22 protein-coding genes are annotated in these 18611 nt (G+C 65.6%); 9 read left to right on the top strand and 13 right to left on the bottom strand.

Annotated features, from left to right (window positions below):
* Positions 1-20 precede the first annotated feature (20 nt).
* Complete coding sequence (locus tag GGQ98_RS10460; protein ID WP_184069163.1) at positions 21-2108, top strand: sodium-translocating pyrophosphatase; 2088 nt, start codon at positions 21-23, stop codon at positions 2106-2108.
* 78 nt (positions 2109-2186) lie between these two features.
* Here GGQ98_RS10460 and GGQ98_RS10455 read toward each other — a convergent pair whose 3' ends face one another.
* Positions 2187-2645: an outer membrane protein assembly factor BamE gene (locus GGQ98_RS10455; RefSeq protein ID WP_184069160.1), complete on the bottom strand. Its 459-nt coding sequence runs from the start codon at positions 2643-2645 to the stop codon at positions 2187-2189.
* 141 nt (positions 2646-2786) lie between these two features.
* On the opposite strand from GGQ98_RS10455, the gene GGQ98_RS10450 reads away from it, so the two are divergent.
* The gene (locus tag GGQ98_RS10450) at positions 2787-3335 is read left to right on the top strand and encodes a ubiquinol-cytochrome C chaperone family protein (RefSeq protein ID WP_184069157.1); all 549 of its coding nucleotides are present in this window, start codon (positions 2787-2789) and stop codon (positions 3333-3335) included.
* Positions 3332-3862, top strand: coding sequence for a YceD family protein (locus GGQ98_RS10445; RefSeq protein ID WP_184069154.1), 531 nt, complete (start codon positions 3332-3334; stop codon positions 3860-3862). The genes GGQ98_RS10450 and GGQ98_RS10445 overlap by 4 nt, the downstream gene beginning before the upstream one ends.
* Positions 3863-4104: 242 nt before the next feature.
* Here GGQ98_RS10445 and ssb read toward each other — a convergent pair whose 3' ends face one another.
* The 4 genes from ssb to GGQ98_RS10425 are packed head-to-tail and all read right to left on the bottom strand — an operon-like array spanning position 4105 to position 7466.
* The gene (gene ssb / locus GGQ98_RS10440) at positions 4105-4602 is read right to left on the bottom strand and encodes a single-stranded DNA-binding protein (protein WP_184069151.1); all 498 of its coding nucleotides are present in this window, start codon (positions 4600-4602) and stop codon (positions 4105-4107) included.
* Positions 4603-4623: 21 nt separating this feature from the next.
* Positions 4624-6477 carry a ferrous iron transporter B gene (gene feoB / locus GGQ98_RS10435; RefSeq protein ID WP_184069148.1) on the bottom strand — a complete coding sequence of 618 codons (1854 nt, stop codon included), beginning with the start codon at positions 6475-6477 and terminating at the stop codon, positions 4624-4626.
* Positions 6474-6740 carry a FeoA family protein gene (locus tag GGQ98_RS10430; RefSeq protein ID WP_184069146.1) on the bottom strand — a complete coding sequence of 89 codons (267 nt, stop codon included), beginning with the start codon at positions 6738-6740 and terminating at the stop codon, positions 6474-6476. The genes feoB and GGQ98_RS10430 overlap by 4 nt, the downstream gene beginning before the upstream one ends.
* Positions 6741-6797: 57 nt before the next feature.
* Positions 6798-7466, bottom strand: a complete 669-nt coding sequence (locus GGQ98_RS10425; protein WP_184069143.1) for a COQ9 family protein — start codon at positions 7464-7466, stop codon at positions 6798-6800.
* 154 nt (positions 7467-7620) lie between these two features.
* Here GGQ98_RS10425 and rpsU point away from each other — a divergent pair, with 154 nt between their 5' ends.
* Both rpsU and GGQ98_RS10415 read left to right on the top strand, forming a co-directional pair.
* Positions 7621-7827: a 30S ribosomal protein S21 gene (gene rpsU, locus GGQ98_RS10420; RefSeq protein WP_184069128.1), complete on the top strand. Its 207-nt coding sequence runs from the start codon at positions 7621-7623 to the stop codon at positions 7825-7827.
* Positions 7828-7890: 63 nt separating this feature from the next.
* Complete coding sequence (locus GGQ98_RS10415; RefSeq protein ID WP_184069125.1) at positions 7891-8382, top strand: FKBP-type peptidyl-prolyl cis-trans isomerase; 492 nt, start codon at positions 7891-7893, stop codon at positions 8380-8382.
* A gap of 48 nt (positions 8383-8430) precedes the next feature.
* Here GGQ98_RS10415 and GGQ98_RS10410 read toward each other — a convergent pair whose 3' ends face one another.
* From GGQ98_RS10410 to rpoZ, 7 genes are all read right to left on the bottom strand, one after another.
* On the bottom strand, positions 8431-8799 hold the full coding sequence (locus GGQ98_RS10410) for an endonuclease domain-containing protein (protein ID WP_341534190.1): 369 nt from the start codon (positions 8797-8799) through the stop codon (positions 8431-8433).
* Between the two features lie 140 nt (positions 8800-8939).
* On the bottom strand, positions 8940-9749 hold the full coding sequence (gene lepB / locus GGQ98_RS10405; protein ID WP_341534189.1) for a signal peptidase I: 810 nt from the start codon (positions 9747-9749) through the stop codon (positions 8940-8942).
* Positions 9746-10153, bottom strand: coding sequence for a holo-ACP synthase (acpS, locus tag GGQ98_RS10400; protein WP_184069296.1), 408 nt, complete (start codon positions 10151-10153; stop codon positions 9746-9748). The genes lepB and acpS overlap by 4 nt, the downstream gene beginning before the upstream one ends.
* A 2-nt stretch (positions 10154-10155) precedes the next feature.
* The gene (locus GGQ98_RS10395; protein ID WP_184069122.1) at positions 10156-10890 is read right to left on the bottom strand and encodes a pyridoxine 5'-phosphate synthase; all 735 of its coding nucleotides are present in this window, start codon (positions 10888-10890) and stop codon (positions 10156-10158) included.
* Entirely contained in the window at positions 10887-11471 is a 585-nt protein-coding gene (pyrE, locus tag GGQ98_RS10390; RefSeq protein ID WP_184069119.1) for an orotate phosphoribosyltransferase, read from the bottom strand. Before pyrE ends, GGQ98_RS10395 begins: the two co-directional genes overlap by 4 nt.
* Positions 11468-13573, bottom strand: a complete 2106-nt coding sequence (locus GGQ98_RS10385) for a RelA/SpoT family protein (protein WP_184069116.1) — start codon at positions 13571-13573, stop codon at positions 11468-11470. The genes pyrE and GGQ98_RS10385 overlap by 4 nt, the downstream gene beginning before the upstream one ends.
* 138 nt (positions 13574-13711) lie before the next feature.
* The gene (gene rpoZ / locus GGQ98_RS10380; protein WP_184069113.1) at positions 13712-14053 is read right to left on the bottom strand and encodes a DNA-directed RNA polymerase subunit omega; all 342 of its coding nucleotides are present in this window, start codon (positions 14051-14053) and stop codon (positions 13712-13714) included.
* Between the two features lie 139 nt (positions 14054-14192).
* On the opposite strand from rpoZ, the gene GGQ98_RS10375 reads away from it, so the two are divergent.
* From GGQ98_RS10375 to GGQ98_RS10365, 3 genes are read left to right on the top strand one after another with little or no spacing between them, the layout of a single operon-like run.
* Positions 14193-14321 carry a hypothetical protein gene (locus GGQ98_RS10375; protein ID WP_424141356.1) on the top strand — a complete coding sequence of 43 codons (129 nt, stop codon included), beginning with the start codon at positions 14193-14195 and terminating at the stop codon, positions 14319-14321.
* Positions 14318-14854: an AAA family ATPase gene (locus GGQ98_RS10370; RefSeq protein WP_341534188.1), complete on the top strand. Its 537-nt coding sequence runs from the start codon at positions 14318-14320 to the stop codon at positions 14852-14854. The genes GGQ98_RS10375 and GGQ98_RS10370 overlap by 4 nt, the downstream gene beginning before the upstream one ends.
* On the top strand, positions 14851-15537 hold the full coding sequence (locus tag GGQ98_RS10365) for an RluA family pseudouridine synthase (RefSeq protein ID WP_184069110.1): 687 nt from the start codon (positions 14851-14853) through the stop codon (positions 15535-15537). Before GGQ98_RS10370 ends, GGQ98_RS10365 begins: the two co-directional genes overlap by 4 nt.
* Before the next feature lie 14 nt (positions 15538-15551).
* On the opposite strand, the gene GGQ98_RS10360 is transcribed toward GGQ98_RS10365, so the two are convergent.
* A complete protein-coding gene (locus GGQ98_RS10360; RefSeq protein WP_207791348.1) occupies positions 15552-16325 on the bottom strand; it encodes an NF038132 family protein in 774 nt (257 codons plus the stop codon).
* 245 nt (positions 16326-16570) lie between these two features.
* Here GGQ98_RS10360 and lepA point away from each other — a divergent pair, with 245 nt between their 5' ends.
* A complete protein-coding gene (gene lepA, locus GGQ98_RS10355) occupies positions 16571-18376 on the top strand; it encodes a translation elongation factor 4 (RefSeq protein ID WP_184069107.1) in 1806 nt (601 codons plus the stop codon).
* The last annotated feature ends 235 nt before the right edge of the window (positions 18377-18611 follow it).

Genomic DNA, 18611 nt, shown 5'->3' with positions numbered 1-18611 from the left:
CGAGCAGTAGGGGTTCGTTCATGGACGTTGTCGTCGTCGCCATAGTGTGCGGCCTTGCGGCCGTGCTTTACGGCATTGTCACCGCGAAGAGCGTAATAAGCGCCTCGCCGGGCAATGCCAAAATGCAGGAGATCGCAGGCGCCATTCAGGAAGGCGCAGCCGCCTTTCTTGCCCGCCAGTATCGTACCATCGCCGTCGTCGGTGTCGTTGTCGCGGCGCTTGTCGGCTATTTTCTCGGACTGACCTCGGCGATCGGCTTCGTGCTGGGTGCCGTGCTTTCGGGCCTGACCGGCTTCATCGGCATGAACATCTCCGTCCGCGCCAACGTGCGCACCGCCGAAGCGGCGCGTGCCGGGCTCCAGCAGGGTCTCACGATGGCGTTCCGCGCCGGCGCGGTCACGGGTCTTCTCGTGGCCGGCCTCGCGCTCCTCGCGATCGCGGGCTTCTTCTACTACCTCGTGAACATCGCCGGTAATGCGGCGAACAGCCGTCTCGTCATCGATGCGCTCGTCGCGCTCGCCTTCGGCGCCTCGCTGATCTCGATCTTCGCGCGTCTCGGCGGCGGCATCTTCACAAAGGCCGCCGACGTCGGCGCCGATCTCGTCGGCAAGGTCGAGGCGGGCATTCCCGAGGACGACCCCCGCAACCCGGCCGTGATCGCGGACAACGTCGGCGACAACGTCGGCGATTGCGCGGGCATGGCGGCCGATCTTTTCGAAACCTATGTCGTCACCGTGGGCGCCACGATGGTGCTCACTGCGCTGCTCGTCACGGGCCTCACCGCGCCGCAGCTCTACGGTCTCATGGGCCTGCCGCTCATCATCGGCGGCGTGTGCATCATCACCTCGATCATCGGTACGTTCTTCGTCCGCCTCGGCAAATCGCAGAACATCATGGGCGCGATGTACAAGGGCTTCGCGGTCTCGGCGATCCTCGCCATTCCGGCGCTCTGGTACGTCACCGACATGTCGCTGGGCAGCATGGATGCGGAGATCGGCGGCTTTACCGGCCGCGCGCTCTTCTACTGCATGATGATCGGCCTTGCCGTTACCGGCCTCATCGTCTGGATCACGGAGTATTACACCGGCACGGATTTCCGCCCGGTCCGCTCCATCGCCAAGGCGTCCGAAACCGGCCACGGCACCAACGTCATCCAGGGCCTCGCCATCAGCCTGGAGGCGACTGCCATGCCCACGCTCGTGATCTGTGCGGGCATGCTCGGCAGCTATGCGCTCGCAGGGTATATCGGCATCGCTTTCGCGGCGACGGCGATGCTGGCGCTGGCGGGCATGGTCGTGGCGCTCGACGCCTACGGCCCTGTCACCGACAACGCCGGCGGCATTGCCGAGATGGCGGGTCTGGACAAGGATGTGCGCCAGCGCACGGACGCGCTCGACGCCGTCGGCAACACCACCAAGGCCGTCACCAAGGGCTACGCGATCGGTTCGGCGGGTCTTGCCGCACTGGTGCTGTTCGGCGCCTACACGGCCGACCTCGCCACTTTCTTCGGCGATGTGCAGGTCGATTTCGCCCTCTCCAACCCCTACGTCGTGGTCGGCCTTCTGCTCGGCGCGCTGCTCCCGTACCTGTTCGGTGCGATGGGCATGACGGCGGTGGGCCGCGCGGCGGGCGATGTGGTGAAGGACGTTCGCGACCAGTTCGCCACCAACAAGGGCATTATGGAGGGCACCAGCCGTCCGGATTATGCCCGCACGGTCGATCTCGTCACCAAGGCGGCGATCAAGGAGATGATCATCCCCTCGCTGCTGCCGGTTCTGGCGCCGATCGTCGTGTACTTCGTCATCACGGCGCTCGCGGGCCAGGCGCAGGGCTTCGCGGCGCTGGGCGCTCTGCTCCTCGGCGTCATCGTGTCGGGCCTCTTCGTGGCGCTCTCGATGACCTCGGGCGGCGGCGCGTGGGATAACGCCAAGAAGTACATCGAAGACGGCCACCACGGCGGCAAGGGTTCCGAAGCCCACAAGGCTGCCGTCACCGGCGACACCGTCGGCGACCCGTACAAGGATACGGCAGGCCCGGCGGTAAACCCGATGATCAAGATCACGAACATCGTGGCGCTGCTGCTCCTCGCGAGCCTTGCCGCGCACTGATCCGAATCATCGCGCTATAGAAAACCCCGCCGGAGCGATCCGGCGGGGTTCTTTTTTTTTGCTCTGTCGAGGAAACCCTTACTGATCGCGGCTCGGGCCGGGGCTCATCGCGCCGACCGCGCCGATGTTGCCGAAGATGTCCGCGAAGAAGCCCGAGTCGCGGCCGTAAACCGGCGTCTTGTCGCCCGACGGCATCACCTGAACGATCTGATCGAGCGTCTGGTCGCGGTTCACGCCGGTCACGTTGCCGGCGCTATCGAAGGTGATCTTCAGCATGTCCTGCGACGTCGGCTTCGACGGCAGGAATGCAAGCTGGCTCGTCGTGCGGGCGACGTAATACCAGCTGTTCTCGTCCCACTTGGAAATGAAGGTCGGGCGCCCGAGCGTTTTTTCCACCGAGGCACGGTTATCAACCCCCGGCGAGATCGCGGCGATCAGCTCCTGATCCGCCAGAAAGCCCTGCCGGTCGGTAATCCGCGTGCATGCGCCGAGCGCGACGACGATCGCAAGCGTTCCGACAACCCGTTTCACCGACATGGATACTCCTGACCCTGGACTGATCCCGACCTCCGCGCATTGACCTCGCGGCGTTGCCACTCAATATGCATGTTGCAGCGGCCCCGCAAGCTGGAGCCACGCCCCTTCGCTAGCGCGCACACGATGAAACAGGACTGAACGATGTTGAAATGGCTGCAAAGGCGGCGCTCCGCCCGCGATGGAGAGGTCCGCGCTGCGGTGCTTTACGACGACCTTGTCGGGATCGCACGGCGTCCGGACTGGTATGAATCAGGGGGCGTGCCCGACAGTGTCGACGGCCGCTTCGACATGGTCATTCTTGCGCTCTCGCTGATGCTGGTGCGCCTGGAACGCGACGAAGCCGATCCGCGCGCGCGTGCGCTTTCCAGCCTGCTCGTCGAGCGTTTTGCGGCCGACATGGACGGCAGCTTCCGCGAGATCGGTGTGGGCGACATGGTGATCGGCAAGCACATGGGCCATGCCATGCAGGCGCTCGGCGGACGGCTCGGCAGCTATCGCGATGCGCTTGCGGCGGATGCAGATCCGGCGCTGCTGCGCGCGGCGCTTGCCCGCAATCTGCTGCGCGGCGAGGATGTCGCGACGGACAGGCTGGATCGGCTTGAGCAAAACGTGCGCGACGAATGGGCGCGCCTTGTCGCGCGTCCGCTTTCGGAGATTCTGGCGGAGATTCTGGCGGAGAATCGGGGATGAGCGAGTTCATGCGCATGCTGGCGCTCGACGAGATCGGCGCGGGGGTCGAGCGCCGTATCACGGCGACTCCCCAGGAGCGCGCCGCGCTCGCCGCGCGCTTCGATCTGCTGTCACTCGATCGGCTTGAAGCGGACCTGACGGCGACACCGACGCCCGGCGGCGTGCGGGTGAAGGGGCGTGTCGAAGCCGAAGCGGTGCAGGCCTGCGCCACGTCGGGAGAGGACGTTCCGGCACGGATCGACGAGCCGGTCGAGCTGCTTTTCCTGCACGACGTCGGGCAGGAGGGTGAGGAGGTCGAGCTTCGTCAGGCGGACTGCGACGTGCTCCCCATCGAAGGCCGCAGCATCGATATCGGAGAGGCCGCCTCGCAGACGTTCGGCCTCGCGCTCGATCCCTATCCCCGCGCGGATACGGACGCCGTGGCGGCGGCGCGCAGAAAACTCCTGAGCGAGGAAGAGGCCGCCGCGCGCGAATCCGCTGAAAAGGCCAATGCAAACCCGTTCGCGGTGCTCAAGCGCAATCGCTGAAAAGAAGTGCAAGACCGGAAGGCTGGCTCCCGGTCTTGCATGAGATCAGAGATCTGGGACTCTGGTGTGGACGAGAGCCGTTGCCCACATGGGCTGCATTGCAAGCGGCGTGCCGGAAATGCTGCCGCATACCATCCGCAAGCGGCGCCAATCCCTTGGATAGTTAATGAAAAGGGCGCCCGCACGGACGCCCTTTCAAACTGTAAACCCCGCCGACAGCCGTGCCGTGGCGAAAGGCCCGATCAGAACGGCACGTCGTCGTCGAGATCGTCGTCGAAGCTCGGTCGGCTGCCCTGGCGCGATCCGCCACCGCCACCGCCACTGCTGCCGCCATTGCCCGCGCCGCCGCCGAAATTGCCGCCGCCGCCACCACCGCCGCCGCCTTCACTGCGGCCGTCGAGCAGCGTCAGTTCGCCGCGATAACGCTGGAGCACGACCTCGGTGCTGTAGCGGTCCGCGCCCGACTGGTCCTGCCACTTGCGCGTCTGGAGCTGGCCCTCGATGTAAACCTTGCTGCCTTTGCGCAGATACTGCTCGGCAACGCGCGCGATGTTTTCGTTGAAGATCACGACCGTATGCCACTCGGTCTTCTCGCGCCGTTCGCCGCTCGCCTTGTCCGTCCAGTTTTCGGAGGTGGCGATGCGCATGTTCACGACCTTGCCGCCGCTGCCCATTGTGCGCGTTTCCGGGTCCGCGCCGAGATTGCCGATCAGTATGACCTTGTTGACGCTGCCCGCCATGCTTTTCCCTTGTCGTGGAGATCAGCCGATGAGTGCCCGGCTGATCCAGTAAGTGATCCCGGCCATGACATAGGCAAGAGCGAAGAGGTACGCAAACATGAACAGCGGCCACTTCCACCCGTTCGTCTCGCGCTTCACCACGGCGAGCGTCGAGATGCACTGCGGGGCGAAGACGACCCACGTGAGGAAGGCGAGCGCGGTCGGCAGCGGCCAGGCCGTGCGCAGCCGCTCGACAAGGCTTTGCTGCAATGCGTCTTCATCATCGGTCTGCAGGCTGTAGATCGTTCCGAGCGCCGCGACGGAGACCTCGCGCGCGGCGAGTGTCGGCAGCATCGTCATGCTGATTTCGTGATTGAAACCGATCGGCGCGAACACCACTTCGAGCGCGCTGCCGATGCGCCCGGCGATCGAATATTCGATCGCCGATTCGTCCGAACCTTCCGGCGGCACCGGATAGCTCGCGAACGCCCACAGCAGGATCGTCGAAGCGAGGATGATGCCGCCCGCGCGCTTCATGAACACGAGGCCGCGCTGCCACAGGCCGATGACGAGATCGCGCAGCACCGGCCACTGATATTTCGGCATTTCCATCATGAAGCCGCTCGCCGCGCCGCGGGCGACCGTGCGCCGCAGCACCAGCGCGGCAACCATCGCGCCCACGATGCCGAAGACATAGAGCCCGAAGAGAACAAGGCCCTGCAGGTTCGCAAAGCCGACCCTCTCGTCGGGAATGAACGCCGCGATCATCACCGCATAGACCGGAAGCCGCGCCGAGCATGTCATCAGCGGCGCGATCAGGATCGTGGTCAGCCGGTCCTTCGGATCCTCGATGCTGCGTGTCGCCATGATGCCCGGAATCGCGCAGGCGAAGGAGGAGAGCAGGGGGATGAAGGCGCGACCGTTCAGGCCCACATAGGCCATCAGCCGGTCCATCAGGAACGCCGCGCGCGTCATGTAGCCCGATTGTTCGAGCACCAGGATGAACGCGAACAGGATCAGGATCTGCGGCAGAAACACGACAACCCCGCCGACTCCGGCAAGAACGCCGTCGACGATCATCGATTGCACCCAGCCTTCGGGAATCGCGCTTGCGGCGGCCCCCTGCAGCGCGCCGATGCCGTCTTCGATCCACGTCATCGGCGCTTCGGCCCATGCGAACACCGCCTGAAACATGATGAACAGCAGCGCGGCGAGGATCAGCGGCCCGAACACGGGATGAAGCGCGATGGTGTCGATACGCCGCGTCGCGGCCCCGGCGCCGCCCGAAAGCGTCGTCACGCCGTCCGCGATGCGCTGCGCCTCGTGCTGCAGCGCGCGGATATCCGCGCCCGGTCCCGCATGCACGGCCTCGCGCGTCAACATGGCGGCGGTTTCCTGCCCCAGATCGACAAGCCCGCGCCGCCGTACCGCCACGGTCGGCACGACGGGGAGACCCAGCAGCGCTGAAAGCCGTGCCGTGTCGATTTTCGTGCCGTCGCGGTCCGCAAGGTCGATCATGTTGAGCGCGACCACCATCGGCCGTCCGAGCTGCGCCAGTTCCAGAACGAACCGCAGGTGGTTGCGCAGGTTGGTGGCGTCCACCACGCAGATGATCGCATCGGGCGCCCGCTCGATGCCGTGCTCGCCCATCAGCACGTCGCGCGTGACCTGCTCGTCGGGGGAGTGGGGGCTCAGGCTGTACGTTCCCGGCAGATCGACGATCTCGACATGCGTGCCGCCGGGAAGCTGCATGGAGCCGGCCTTGCGCTCCACGGTGACGCCCGGATAATTGCCGACCTTCTGCCGCGCGCCGGTCAGCGCGTTGAAAAGCGATGTCTTGCCGGCGTTGGGGTTCCCGACCAGCGCCACCATCGGCGCCGCGATGGCTGCGCTCATTCGGCGGCCTCGGCCTGTATGTCAGACGTGACAAGGCGAACATCCAGCAGTCGCGTGGCGGCCTTGCGCAGGGCGATGACATTGCTGCCGACGCGCAGAGCGATGGGGCAGCCGCCGATCAGCCCGCGGTGCAAAAGCTCGATCTCGACGCCTTCATCGAAGCCCATCTCGCGAAGCCGCACCGATTCGGCGGCATCTGCCCCGGTTTCCCTGATGGTGACGACACTGGCGGTCTGCCCGGCCTTGAGATCTTCGATCCGCATGAACACCCTGATCTGCCCGTATTGTTGCGAGCGATTATCATGTTCATTCGGTCTTGGCTAGGCGACAGGATATCGCAGTCGACCGAGGAAGCGGGAAAGGCGCGGACGGTGGCTCGCCTGTTCGCGGAAGCGCGCCTTCATCTTTTCCACCTGCATGATTGTTTCGATCCGCCGGTCGAGGAAGGCGAACGTCTCCGTATCGTTCTCGCTCTCGTCCTGCAGCCAGAACAGCAGCGTTGCGGCGTACACGGCGCCGAGCGACATGCGCTTGGTGTAATAGTTGAAATCGGTCGCGGAATCCCCTGCGGCGCGCCACATCGCGTCCGCGCTGCGCCAGAGCGTGCGCGCGGAGAACGCGGCGTGCTGCGGCTGCGCGAGCACGGCGAGCGCGCGGCGAACGGCTTCCTTGTGCGGGCGCGCCTGTTCGATGCGGATGCGGATTGCGGTCGTGATACGGTCGCGGATTTTCAGGGTGCCGCCGCCGCGCCGCTCCAGTTCGGTCGCCATGTCGCGATCGGCCTTTTGGATCCACGCATCGATCATGTCGGCCGCGCCGCCGGAAAACACCAGCCTCGCGCGATCCGCGGGGATGCCGACGGTGATCGCCGCAGCGTCGAGCGCCGTCTCGCTCCAGCCGTCGAAGGCCACGTTGGGCAACAGCGCTTCGATCAGCACGGGGCGAAGCTCGTCGAGTGTCATGTCTGCGGGCGTGGTGGCGTCGGTCATACGTGCGTGATACACCAGCCTTGGCCATGCGTCAGCCCTTGCTGCATGGGTGCGAATCTGTTAGATCGCCCGCTCTTTCCGCCGAGGCTTGCCTCCGGCGGCTTGTTTTATTGTGCCGGACGGACGGCAAAACTGGATTGGAGTAGACGGCCGCATGCAAATCATCGTTCGCGACAACAATGTCGATCAGGCCCTGCGCGCGCTCAAGAAAAAGCTGCAGCGCGAAGGCGTCTACCGCGAGATGAAGCTGCGTCGTCATTACGAGAAGCCTTCAGAGAAGCGCGCCCGCGAGAAGGCTGCCGCCATCCGCCGCGCCCGCAAGCTGGAACGCAAGCGCGCCGAGCGCGACGGCGTCCGCTAGGCTGTCCTTCGGCCCCGCCAGAGGGTCGATTTTGTTCAGGTTTCGGTTCTGGAGTGTGCGCTGATGGCGACTGTAGCGACGCGCGATGGCGGCCTTGGCCGTTGGGTTCTGCTCATCGCGGTTCTTCTCGTCGGCATGGGCGCGCTCGCATGGGCCGGAACCCAGAAATTCGCGGTATCTTCCAATATGCAGACGACAGCCTCAGGCCTGATGTACGAAGTGATTCGAGAGGCCGAAGGGCAGAAGCCCACGGCCGACGATGTGGTGCTCGTGCATTATGAAGGCCGCCTGCTCGACGGCACGAAGTTCGATTCGAGCTACGATCGCGGTCAGCCCGCCGCCTTCCCGGTGAATGCCGTCATTCCCGGTTGGCAGGAAGGCATCCAGCTGATGTCGAAGGGCTCGAAGTACCGCTTCCGCATCCCCCCGCAGCTCGCTTACGGCCCCGAAGGCGCAGGCGGCGTCATCCCGCCGAACGCGACGCTCGAATTCGACGTCGAACTCCTCGAAGTGGCCCCGCGCGAAGCGCTCGAACAGGGCATGCCGCCCCAATAAATCCTCTCCCTCGATGGGAGAGGAAACGAGACTTGCCGGTGAAACCGGCTAGTCGCAGTCGGTGAGGGTGGCAGCACCGCCGATCGTATCCACCACCCCGTCCAGATTATCCACGACCTCCGCGTTCCAGAACCGCAGCACGCGATAACCTTCGCCCTCAAGAAACCGGCTCCGCTCGGCATCTGCGTCGACCCGGAACGCATGCCCCTCGCCGTCGAGTTCGACAATCAGCCGCGCGCGGTGGCTCGCGAAATCGACGATGTAGGGCCCGAGCGGCACCTGCCTGCGGAATTTCGGTCCGGGCAGCCGTTCCCGAAGCGCGCTCCACAAAATCCGCTCGAACACGGTCGCCTCACGCCGCAATCGCCGCGCGCGGGGAACAGCACCTTCCATCGGATAGCGTTTCACCCGGCCCACCCTCACCCTCCCACCGCTGACGCGGCGGGCCCCTCCCTCTCCCATCAAGGGAGAGGGCTACACAATCCTCTCCCTTGATGGGAGAGGATACGAAGCCTTGGCCGCAGGCCATAGGCGAAGTTGGTGAGGGTGGCGGCCCGCTACTCGTCCCCGTCCCGCAGCGACAGCCACGCCCGGTCCCCGCGCAGCGCGGTGAACCAGCTCACGGGGTTCCAGAAACGCTGACTGCCGTCGAGCGAGAAGGTCGTGAACTCGGCGCGCCCGATGACGTTCTCGATCGGCAGCATGCCGAGGCCGCCTTCCTCGGGCGAAAAGCGGCTGTCGGCCGAACGGTCGCGATTGTCGCCCATCAGGAACACGTGGCCCTGGGGCACGAGCACCGGCGGTGTGTCGTCGGCGTAGCTGAACAGCAGGTCGATCACGGCATAGCTATGTCCGCCGGGCAGGGTTTCGATGAAGCGCGGATAGCGGCAGAACGGCGCCCCTCCGGCCTCGACGACACGAAACTCCGGCCGCGCGCAGGGCATGTTCTCGCTTTCGGGGATCATCGTCGGCGCGGCCGGGCGCTTCGGCACGGCGGTGTTGTTGAGGTAGAGCACGCCCTCCTGCATCTGCACCGTGTCTCCGGGCAGGCCGATCACGCGCTTGATCCAGTCCTTCTGATCGCTCGGCGCCTTCACCACCACGATGTCGCCGCGCTCGGGCATCTTGCCCCAAAGCCGCCCCTCCATCTTCGGAAGCACGGGCACGAACGGCGACAGATAGGAAAAGCCGTACGCGTATTTCGCAACGACGAGACGGTCGCCCACCAGCAGCGAGGGCACCATCGATTCCGATGGGATATAGAAGGGCTTGGCGACGAACGACCAGATGCCCATCACCGCCGCGCCGAGCAGAACCGCGTAGCGCAGCTCCTTTTTCCAGTCGATGCCGGGTGGCTTCACGCTCACAGCGGCCTTGCCGTTATCAGCACCATCGCCTGCGCCCAGGGGTGGTCGTCGGTCAGCGTCAGGTGGATGTCGAGCATGTGTCCCTCGGGCGTGATCTCGGTAAGCCGCGCCGCCGCGCCGCCGGTCAGCGCCAGCGTCGGCTGGCCGGTGGGAAGGTTGATAACGCCCATGTCGCGCATGAAAACGCCCCGGCGGAAGCCGGTGCCGAGCGCCTTCGAGCAGGCTTCCTTCGCGGCGAAGCGCTTGGCGTAGGATGCGGCGCGCGTCAGCACGCGGCGCTCGGAACGGGCGATCTCGATGTCGGTGAAAACGCGGTTGATGAAGCGCTCGCCGAACCGGTCGAGGCTCGACCGGATTCGCTCGATATTGCAGAGATCAGAGCCGAGGCCGACAACATGTACCAGGATCAGGCTCCCGCGCGGGCTTCGTTCATCAGGCGCCGCATTTCACGGATTGCCGCGTCAAGGCCGATGAACACCGCCTCGCCGACAAGAAAGTGCCCGATGTTGAGCTCGGCCACTTCGGCGATCGCCGCGATCGGTGCGACATTGTCGAAACGAAGCCCGTGCCCGGCATGAACTTCCAGGCCGCGCTTCGCCGCGAGTGCCGCGCCGGCGACCAGCCGCTCAAGCTCTTCGTCGCGCGACATGCCTTCGGTCAGCGCGTAGCGGCCGGTGTGGAGTTCGACAACGGCGGCGCCGATCACGGCGGAGGCTTCGATCTGCTCGGGGTCCGGCTCGATGAACAGGCTCACGCGGCAGCCGCGCGCGGAAAGCCGCTCCACGAACGTCCGCAGGTTCGGCTGATTGCCGACGACATCGAGCCCGCCTTCGGTCGTCTGTTCCTCGCGCCGCTCCGGCACGATGCACACGGCGTGCGGGGCGTGGCGCAGCGCGATGTCCAGCATCTCCTCCGTCGCCGCCATTTCCAGATTGAGCGGCAAGTCGATCTCGGCGGCGAGCCGCGCGATATCGTCGTCGCTGATGTGCCGCCGGTCTTCGCGCAGGTGCGCGGTGATGCCGTCCGCGCCTGCGGCAGCGGCGATCGTCGCGGCTTTCACGGGGTCGGGATGCACCCCGCCCCGCGCGTTGCGGATGGTGGCGACGTGGTCGATGTTCACGCCGAGGCGCAGCGTGCTCATGCGGCCGCCCTCGATCCGGGTTTCACGGCGGGCATCGCGGCGAGGTCTTGCGGCAGCTTGTCGGCGCTGTAGGTGGGCACGTCGAGCCGGATCAGCGGGTAGAGCGGCACGCCGATGTCGGCGGCGCCGTTCGAGCGGTCGACGAGGCAGCCGCCCGCGATCACCGTGCCGCCTGCCGCTTCGATCGCGGCAATGGCTTCGCGCGACGAGAGCCCCGTCGTCACCACGTCTTCCATCATCAGCACCTTCGTGCCCGGCTCCAGCCGGAAACCGCGCCGCAGCTCGAACGTGCCCGAGGGGCGCTCGACGAACATCGATTCGACGCCGAGCGCGCGCGCGACCTCGTAGCCGATGATGAGCCCGCCCATCGCGGGCGCCACAACCGCTTCGATCTGCCCGCGCGCATCGGCCGGAATCTTCGCGACCAGCGCCTTCGCCAGCCGCTCTGCGCGCGCCGGGTCGGTCAGCACGCGCGCGCACTGCAGATACCTGGGCGACCGCAGGCCCGAAGAGAGGATGAAATGCCCTTCCAGCAGCGCCTCGGCGGCGCGGAATTCCCCAAGAATCTCTTCGTCTGTCATGCCTTCATGCGCTCCACGGATGTCACGGCGTCGGTTGCCCTTAACGCACCGATGATATTCGTGAGATGCGCCAGATTGTCCACCTCCACATCGACGACGAACGTGTGGAAATCGCGGTCGCGGTGGTGCGTGCGCATGTTCACGATGTTCGCGCCCTGCTTGGCGAGCACGCCCGTCATGGTGGCGAGGCTGCCCGTCTCGTTGCGCAGCACGGCGGAAAGCCGCACGACCGCGCCTTCGTTGTCGTCCCCCCAACCGAGATCGAGCCATTCGCGCCCGTCCGCGTCGGCGAGCGTCGAGCAGTCGATCGTGTGCACGTCGATGCTGCCGCTCTGCCGCCGGATGCCGATGATGCGATCGCCCGGAATCGGGCTGCAGCACTGCGCGAGGTGCACGGAGACGCCCGGCGTCAGGCCCTTGATCGAAAGTTTCGCCTTCGGGTTGCGCTTCGCCCGCCGTTTGGCGCGCGCGTTGAGGATGCGGCCGGGCAGCAGCGCGTCGATCACCGCGTCGTCCTCGATCCTGTGCGCGGCGAGCGCCATCACCAGGTCGTCGCGGTCCTGCAGGCCGAGACGGCCGAGCGCGTCCTTGATCGCCGTGTCGTTCAGCTTCACGTCGAGCCGCTTGATGATGTCCGCGAGCAGGCGTTCGCCGAGCGCGGCCTGCTCCTCGTGCTCCTTGTGGCGGATGAAGCGCCGGATCGCGGCGCGCGCCTTCGCCGTCACCACAAAACTTTCCCACGTCGCGTCCGGCTGCTGCCGCGCGGAGCGCAGGACTTCCACCTGATCGCCGTTCGCAAGCGTGACGCGCAGCGGCACGACGCGCCCGTTCACCTTGGCGCCCACGGTGGTCTCGCCGATCTTGGAGTGCACGGCATAGGCGAAGTCCACCGGCGTCGCGCCGCGCGGCAGCTGGATCAGTTCGCCCTTGGGGGTGAAGCAGAACACCTGGTCCTGATAGAGGCCGAGCTTGGCGTTCTCCATCAGCTCCTCGGGGCTGCCCGCCTGATCGAGGATTTCGAGGAGGTCCGAAAGCCACGGATAGCGTTCGGATGCGCGCGCGTTCTCGTCCTGCTTGTAGGCCCAGTGCGCGGCGAGGCCCATTTCGGCCTGCTCGTGCATCCCGCGCGTGCGGATCTGGATTTCCACGCGCATCTGCTCGCCGTGAATGATCGTCGTGTGCAGCGATCGGTATCCGTTGCGCTTGGGCGTCGAGATGAAATCCTTGAAACGGCCCGGCACCATCGGCCAGCGCTGATGGATGACGCCGAGCGCGCGATAGCAGTCGTCGGGCTTGTCCACGATCACGCGGAACGCGATCACGTCGGAAAGCTGTTCGAAGGGAATGTGCCGTTCCTGCATCTTGCGCCAGATCGAGAAGGGGCGCTTTTCGCGGCCCGCCACGTCGGCATCGACGCCGTGGCTGCCGAGCACGTCGGTAATCTCGCTGCTGATCCGGGTCAGCTGGTCGCCGCCCGCCGCGCGCAGCCGTTCGAGCCGCGTCGTGATGGACTGGTAGGCTTCGGGTTCGAGTTCGCGAAACGCGATCTGCTTCATCTCGTCCATGAACTCGTACATGCCGATCCGCTCGGCGAGCGGCGCATAGATGTCCATGGTTTCGCGCGCGATGCGCTTGCGCTTCTCGGGATCCTTGATGAAGTGCAGCGTGCGCATGTTGTGCAGCCGGTCGGCGAGCTTCACCAGCAGCACGCGGATGTCGTCGGACATCGCGAGAAGGAACTTGCGGAAGTTCTCGGCGGCGCGTTCGCTTTCGGTCTGCGCCTCGATGCGCGACAGCTTGGTGACGCCGTCCACCAGCCGCGCGACGTTCTTGCCGAACAGCGCTTCGATCTCTTCGGGGGTCGCGACCGTGTCTTCCAGCGTGTCGTGCAGGATGGCGGTGGCGATCGTCTCGTCGTCCAGCTTCAGGTCGGTCAGGATGCCCGCCACCTCGATGGGGTGCGAGAAATAGGGGTCGCCGCTCGCGCGAAGCTGGCTGCCGTGCGCCTTCACGGAAAACACATAGGCGCGATTCAGCAATTCCTCGTCCGCGTCCGGATCGTAGGCCTTTACCTTCTCGACAAGTTCGAACTGCCTGAGCACATGCGCCTTTCCGCTTTCCTCCCGATCCTATGTGGGGGCAGGGGGGCGTGCGGGGCAAGGGAAGAGTTCGGTTCCGCCCTTGCAAAACGAAAACGGCGGGGGCAGGCCCCGCCGTTTCAGGTCACTGGCTTGTTCCGATCAGTCGTAGTCGGGAACGATCGGCGTCGGCTTGGGCGGAGCGGCGGCGGTCAGGCGCAGGGCCTCCGCGCTTTCGGCAAGGCTGCCGATCTCGTCCACGGTGTCCTCGTCGTCCACGATCACGCGCTGCATGCCCGAAACCAGCGCTTCGTTAAGCTGCGCAGGCTTCACGGTCTGCTCGGCGATTTCGCGCAGCGCGACAACCGGGTTCTTGTCGCGGTCGCGATCGATGGTCAGCTCGGCGCCGCTGGAAATCTGGCGGGCGCGCTGGCCGGCAAGCAGCACCAGCTCGAAACGGTTGGGAATCTTGTCGACACAATCTTCGACGGTGACGCGCGCCATCGGGCAAACTCCAGCGAAAAATCGGGAAATTCTTGAAGGCCGCGATGTAGGCGCGCACGCAACAGGAGTCAAGGAAAAGCCCCGATCCTGACTTTTCAGCGCCTTGCATGGCGCGCGGCGGATGCTATGCGGGACGCGAATGTCCGCCCTGGAGATCATCGCTGCATTGCTTGGCCTCGCCAACGTCGCGCTGCTCGTTCGGCGCAGCGTGTGGAATTATCCCTTCTGCATCGCGATGGACCGCTTCACGGATGCGGCGGCGGCATGATGAGGCCTGCCAATGTCGTCCTCCACGGGCCTGAAAGCACCGGAAAGTCGGCCCTCGGCGCGCGGCTCGCGGCGCATTACGATACAAGGCTGATCCCCGAATACGGGCGTCTCTACTGCGAGGTGCGCGGCAGCGAGACGGATGCCGAAGACCTTGTCGCGATCATGCACGGCCACGTCGCGCTCACGGAGGCGGCGCGGGAGCAGGCGGCCTCGCGCGGCGCGGCGCTCGTGATTTCGGATACCGACCCGCTGATGACGGCGGCCTGGGCGATGATGGGCCTCGGGCACCGGCTGCCTGCGCTCGATGCCTTCACCGATGTCGGCGATCTTTACCTCCTGATGGCGGACGATATTCCGTGGGTGGACGACGGCGTCCGCCTGCATAAATCGCCGGAGGCGCGGGCGCGTTTCATGGCGCTGTCGCGGGCGGAGCTGGAACGGCGCGGCGTGCCGTGGGTGCTGATCTCCGGGGATGCGGAGCAGCGCTTTGCCGCGGCGGTCGCGGCGATTGCCTCCGCCGGGATCGCATGACGCCGCTTTGCGTCCTTCATATCGATGCGCACATGCTGGTGATCGACAAGCCCGCCGGGCTTGCCGTGCATCCGGGGCCCAGAACGCCGCGCAGCCTTGAAGGCCGGCTCGGCGAACTCGCCTTCGGCTTTCGCCGCCTGCCGCAGCCCGCGCACCGGCTGGACCGCGACACCTCGGGCTGCCTCGTCCTCGCCCGGCACCCCAAGGCGTTGAAACGTCTCGGCGGCTTGTTCGCGGACGGGCGGATCGCCAAGACCTATCTCGCGCTTCTGGACGCAGTGCCGGAGCAGGGCGAAGGCCGCATCGAGGCGCCGCTCGCGAAGGTGTCGAGCGCGGCGGCAGGCTGGCGCATGGTCGTGGACCCGGCGGGCAAACCCGCCGCCACGCGCTGGCGTCTGCTCGCCGCGCACGAAGGGCAGGCGCTGGTGGTGTTCTTCCCCGAAACCGGCCGCACGCACCAGATCCGCATTCACGCGGCGCATGGGCTCGCGCCGATCGTGGGCGATCCGATCTACGGCGGCGGCGAGGGGGCGATGCGGCTGCATTCGGCGGGCGTCGTCATCCCCTACCGTGACGAAGCGCCGGTTTCCGCAAGCGCGCCGCTCCCGGCGGACTGGCCGCTCTGGGCGCGCGATGCCGCAAATGAAAAGGGGCCGCCCTTTCAGGCGACCCCTTCCGCGTGACGAGACTGTAAGTCTTAGGCCTTGCGGCGACGACGGGCTGCCCCCAGCCCGAGGATGCCGAGACCCAGCAGCGCGAGCGCTGCAGGCTCCGGAACCTCCGAGGGAGGACCGTCCGGATCGTCGATGATCACGTCGCCGATTTTCACGCCGTCCCAGGCGAGACCGGAGTCGAATAAGCTATCACCCCAGTTTGTGACGCCGAAGACAAGGCTGTAAGTGCCTGCGTCCTGGATTGTGTAAAGCGACTGAATCCAGCCCGTGTAGCCGCAGCCCGCAGCGTAGCAACTTCCGGAGTTTCCGCCGAGCCCGGCCCAGGCGGGTCCGCCCGGGATGATCGGCGTCGCATCAGGCACCAGGTCCACGCCGGGGTCGATGCCGGGCAGGTCGAAGCCGGGAACGGTGTCGCCGCTCGGCGTCGTGCGCGCGGTGAACAGGATGATGTCCGCGCCTGCGCCCGGCCGCAACGCGACCCACGCATAATCCGCGTACCCGGATCCGTCCGATGTGATGTAGTTGAAGTGGAAATCAAGAACTTCGCCTGCGGCAGCGGAGAAAGAGTCCGTTACATAAGTTGAGCCGGTCGTGCCGCCGATACCGGGAAGGCCGCCGACGCCGGAAAGGCCTCCGTCGGTGGTGATGTAGCGATAGTTGCCGCCTTCGGGGGACTCGGTGACGACGCCGTTGGCGCCGAGTTCGCCGCCCGCGCCGGACAATACGGGAGCAGCGTGTGCGGCGCTCGCCATGGCGAGCGCAGCGCAGGCTGCCAGCAAGGTGGTGGTCTTACTCATGATCATATCCCCTCTGTTGTTACATACGCCGGTGAAGCAATAGCCGGCGGACACAAACGTCGAAGCGATAGAAGCATAACGCGTGCCAAATTTTCCGCCGCGCGGCCATGTCGCGGAATTCCGCCATATTTTTTCATTTCGAAAGCGGCTTGAGAATTTTGCGGAGTCGAGCTGTGTAAAATATGGCGACACTTGATCCGCCCGTGCTTGCTCAAAGTCGCGCGCGCCCGTAATTGCCCTTTCCCATGACCGATCTCGCGCACATCCGTAATTTTTCCATCATCGCCCACATCGACCACGGCAAGTCGACGCTGGCCGATCGCCTTATCCAGCGCACCGGAGGGCTCACCGACCGCGAGATGTCGGAGCAGGTGCTCGACAACATGGATATCGAGCGCGAGCGCGGCATCACCATCAAGGCGCAGACCGTGCGCCTCAACTACACCGCGAAGAACGGCGAGACCTACGCGCTGAACCTCATGGACACGCCGGGCCATGTCGATTTCGCCTACGAGGTCTCGCGCAGCCTCGCCGCGTGCGAGGGCGCACTCCTCGTGGTGGACGCCGCGCAGGGCGTCGAGGCGCAGACGCTCGCGAACGTCTACCAGTCGATCGAGCACGACCACGAGATCATCTCCGTCATCAACAAGATCGATCTGCCCGCCGCCGATCCCGAGAAGGTGAAGGCGGAGATCGAGGACATCATCGGCCTCGATGCCTCGGAGGCCGTGCTCGCCAGCGCCAAGTCCGGCATCGGTATCGACGACGTGCTCGAAGCCATCGTCAACAAGATCCCGCCGCCCAAGGGCGACCGCGACGCGCCGCTCGAAGCGATGCTCGTCGACAGCTGGTACGATCCGTATCTCGGCGTCGTCATCCTCGTGCGCGTCGTGAACGGCGTCATCCGCAAGGGGCTGAACATCAAGTTCATGGCCGGCGGCACCGAGCATCTGATCGACCGTGTCGGCTGCATGCGCCCCAAGATCGAAACGCTCGACGAGATCGCGGCGGGCGAGATCGGCTTCATCACCGCGCAGATCAAGGATATTTCCGAAACCCGCGTCGGCGACACCATCACCACCGTGAAGAACCCCGCGAAGGCGGCGCTGCCCGGCTTCAAGGAAGTGCAGCCCGTGGTGTTCTGCGGCCTGTTCCCGGTGGACGCTGCGGATTTCGAAAAGCTGCGCGACAGCATCTCGAAGCTGCGCCTCAACGACGCCTCGTTCAGCTTCGAGATGGAAACATCGGCGGCGCTCGGCTTCGGCTTCCGCTGCGGCTTCCTCGGCCTGCTGCATCTGGAGATCATTCAGGAGCGGCTCACGCGCGAGTACGACCTCGATCTCATCACCACCGCGCCCTCGGTCGTCTACCGTATGCACATGACCGACGGGGCGGTGCAGGAACTGCACAACCCGGCCGATTATCCCGACGTGGTGAAGATCGATTATGTCGAGGAGCCGTGGATCGAGGCGGTGATCTATGTGCCCGACGAATATCTCGGTTCGATCCTCAAGCTCTGCCAGGATCGGCGCGGCATCCAGAAGAACCTCACCTACGTCGGCGGCCGCGCGCAGGTGACGTACGAGCTGCCGCTGAACGAAGTGGTGTTCGATTTCTACGACCGCCTGAAATCGATCAGCCGCGGCTACGCCAGCTTCGATTATCACCAGATCGGCTACCGCGAGGGCGACCTCGTCAAGATGTCGATCCTCGTCAACAACGAGCCTGTCGACGCGCTCAGCATGATCGTCCACCGCGTCGCCGCCGAAGCGCGCGGCCGCCACATGTGCGAGCGGCTGAAGGATCTCATCCCCCGCCACCTGTTCAAGATCCCGATCCAGGCGGCGATCGGCGGCAAGGTCATCGCGCGCGAAACGATCGCCGCGCTGCGGAAAGACGTCACCGCCAAGTGCTACGGCGGCGACATCAGCCGCAAGCGCAAACTTCTCGACAAGCAGAAGGAAGGCAAGAAGAAGATGCGCGAGTACGGCTCGGTCAGCATCCCGCAGGAAGCCTTCATCGCCGCGCTGCGCATGGGCGACGAGGGGTAGGCGGCCCCCCCGAAAGACTCGCGCAATAGGAAAACCTGTGTCAGCGAGGGAGGCGATGGCGCTTCAGTCCCTCCCGCGCAGAAAAAATCGGGCTTTGCCTCCACTTTCTCCACTTCGTCCCGTTTCGGGACAGTGGGATCAGTGTGGACCGGCGTGCAAAAGGGACCCCGTTAGCGGGGTGATCGGCGTCCAATAGGGACCCCTCATTTCGATGGTTTAGGCAGCGGCCTGGTTT

It is taken from the genome of Sphingosinicella soli, assembly GCF_014199685.1.
Classification (GTDB): Bacteria; Pseudomonadota; Alphaproteobacteria; order Sphingomonadales; family Sphingomonadaceae; genus Sphingosinicella; species Sphingosinicella soli.
This window is presented reverse-complemented; position numbering and strand designations above follow the sequence as displayed.

Coding starts and splice junctions, on each gene's coding strand:
- ssb (WP_184069151.1), bottom strand. CDS start 4,602: ATGGCGGGCAGCGTCAACAAGGTCATACTGATCGGCAATCTCGGCGCG.
- rpoZ (WP_184069113.1), bottom strand. CDS start 14,053: ATGGCGCGCGTCACCGTCGAAGATTGTGTCGACAAGATTCCCAACCGT.
- GGQ98_RS10430 (WP_184069146.1), bottom strand. CDS start 6,740: ATGCGGATCGAAGATCTCAAGGCCGGGCAGACCGCCAGTGTCGTCACC.
- GGQ98_RS10370 (WP_341534188.1), top strand. CDS start 14,318: ATGATGAGGCCTGCCAATGTCGTCCTCCACGGGCCTGAAAGCACCGGA.
- rpsU (WP_184069128.1), top strand. CDS start 7,621: ATGCAAATCATCGTTCGCGACAACAATGTCGATCAGGCCCTGCGCGCG.
- GGQ98_RS10460 (WP_184069163.1), top strand. CDS start 21: ATGGACGTTGTCGTCGTCGCCATAGTGTGCGGCCTTGCGGCCGTGCTT.
- GGQ98_RS10425 (WP_184069143.1), bottom strand. CDS start 7,466: ATGACCGACGCCACCACGCCCGCAGACATGACACTCGACGAGCTTCGC.
- GGQ98_RS10360 (WP_207791348.1), bottom strand. CDS start 16,325: ATGAGTAAGACCACCACCTTGCTGGCAGCCTGCGCTGCGCTCGCCATG.
- GGQ98_RS10395 (WP_184069122.1), bottom strand. CDS start 10,890: ATGAGCACGCTGCGCCTCGGCGTGAACATCGACCACGTCGCCACCATC.
- GGQ98_RS10415 (WP_184069125.1), top strand. CDS start 7,891: ATGGCGACTGTAGCGACGCGCGATGGCGGCCTTGGCCGTTGGGTTCTG.
- feoB (WP_184069148.1), bottom strand. CDS start 6,477: ATGAGCGCAGCCATCGCGGCGCCGATGGTGGCGCTGGTCGGGAACCCC.
- GGQ98_RS10375 (WP_424141356.1), top strand. CDS start 14,193: ATGTCCGCCCTGGAGATCATCGCTGCATTGCTTGGCCTCGCCAACGTC.
- lepA (WP_184069107.1), top strand. CDS start 16,571: ATGACCGATCTCGCGCACATCCGTAATTTTTCCATCATCGCCCACATC.
- GGQ98_RS10450 (WP_184069157.1), top strand. CDS start 2,787: ATGTTGAAATGGCTGCAAAGGCGGCGCTCCGCCCGCGATGGAGAGGTC.
- GGQ98_RS10445 (WP_184069154.1), top strand. CDS start 3,332: ATGAGCGAGTTCATGCGCATGCTGGCGCTCGACGAGATCGGCGCGGGG.
- pyrE (WP_184069119.1), bottom strand. CDS start 11,471: ATGACAGACGAAGAGATTCTTGGGGAATTCCGCGCCGCCGAGGCGCTG.
- GGQ98_RS10455 (WP_184069160.1), bottom strand. CDS start 2,645: ATGTCGGTGAAACGGGTTGTCGGAACGCTTGCGATCGTCGTCGCGCTC.
- GGQ98_RS10365 (WP_184069110.1), top strand. CDS start 14,851: ATGACGCCGCTTTGCGTCCTTCATATCGATGCGCACATGCTGGTGATC.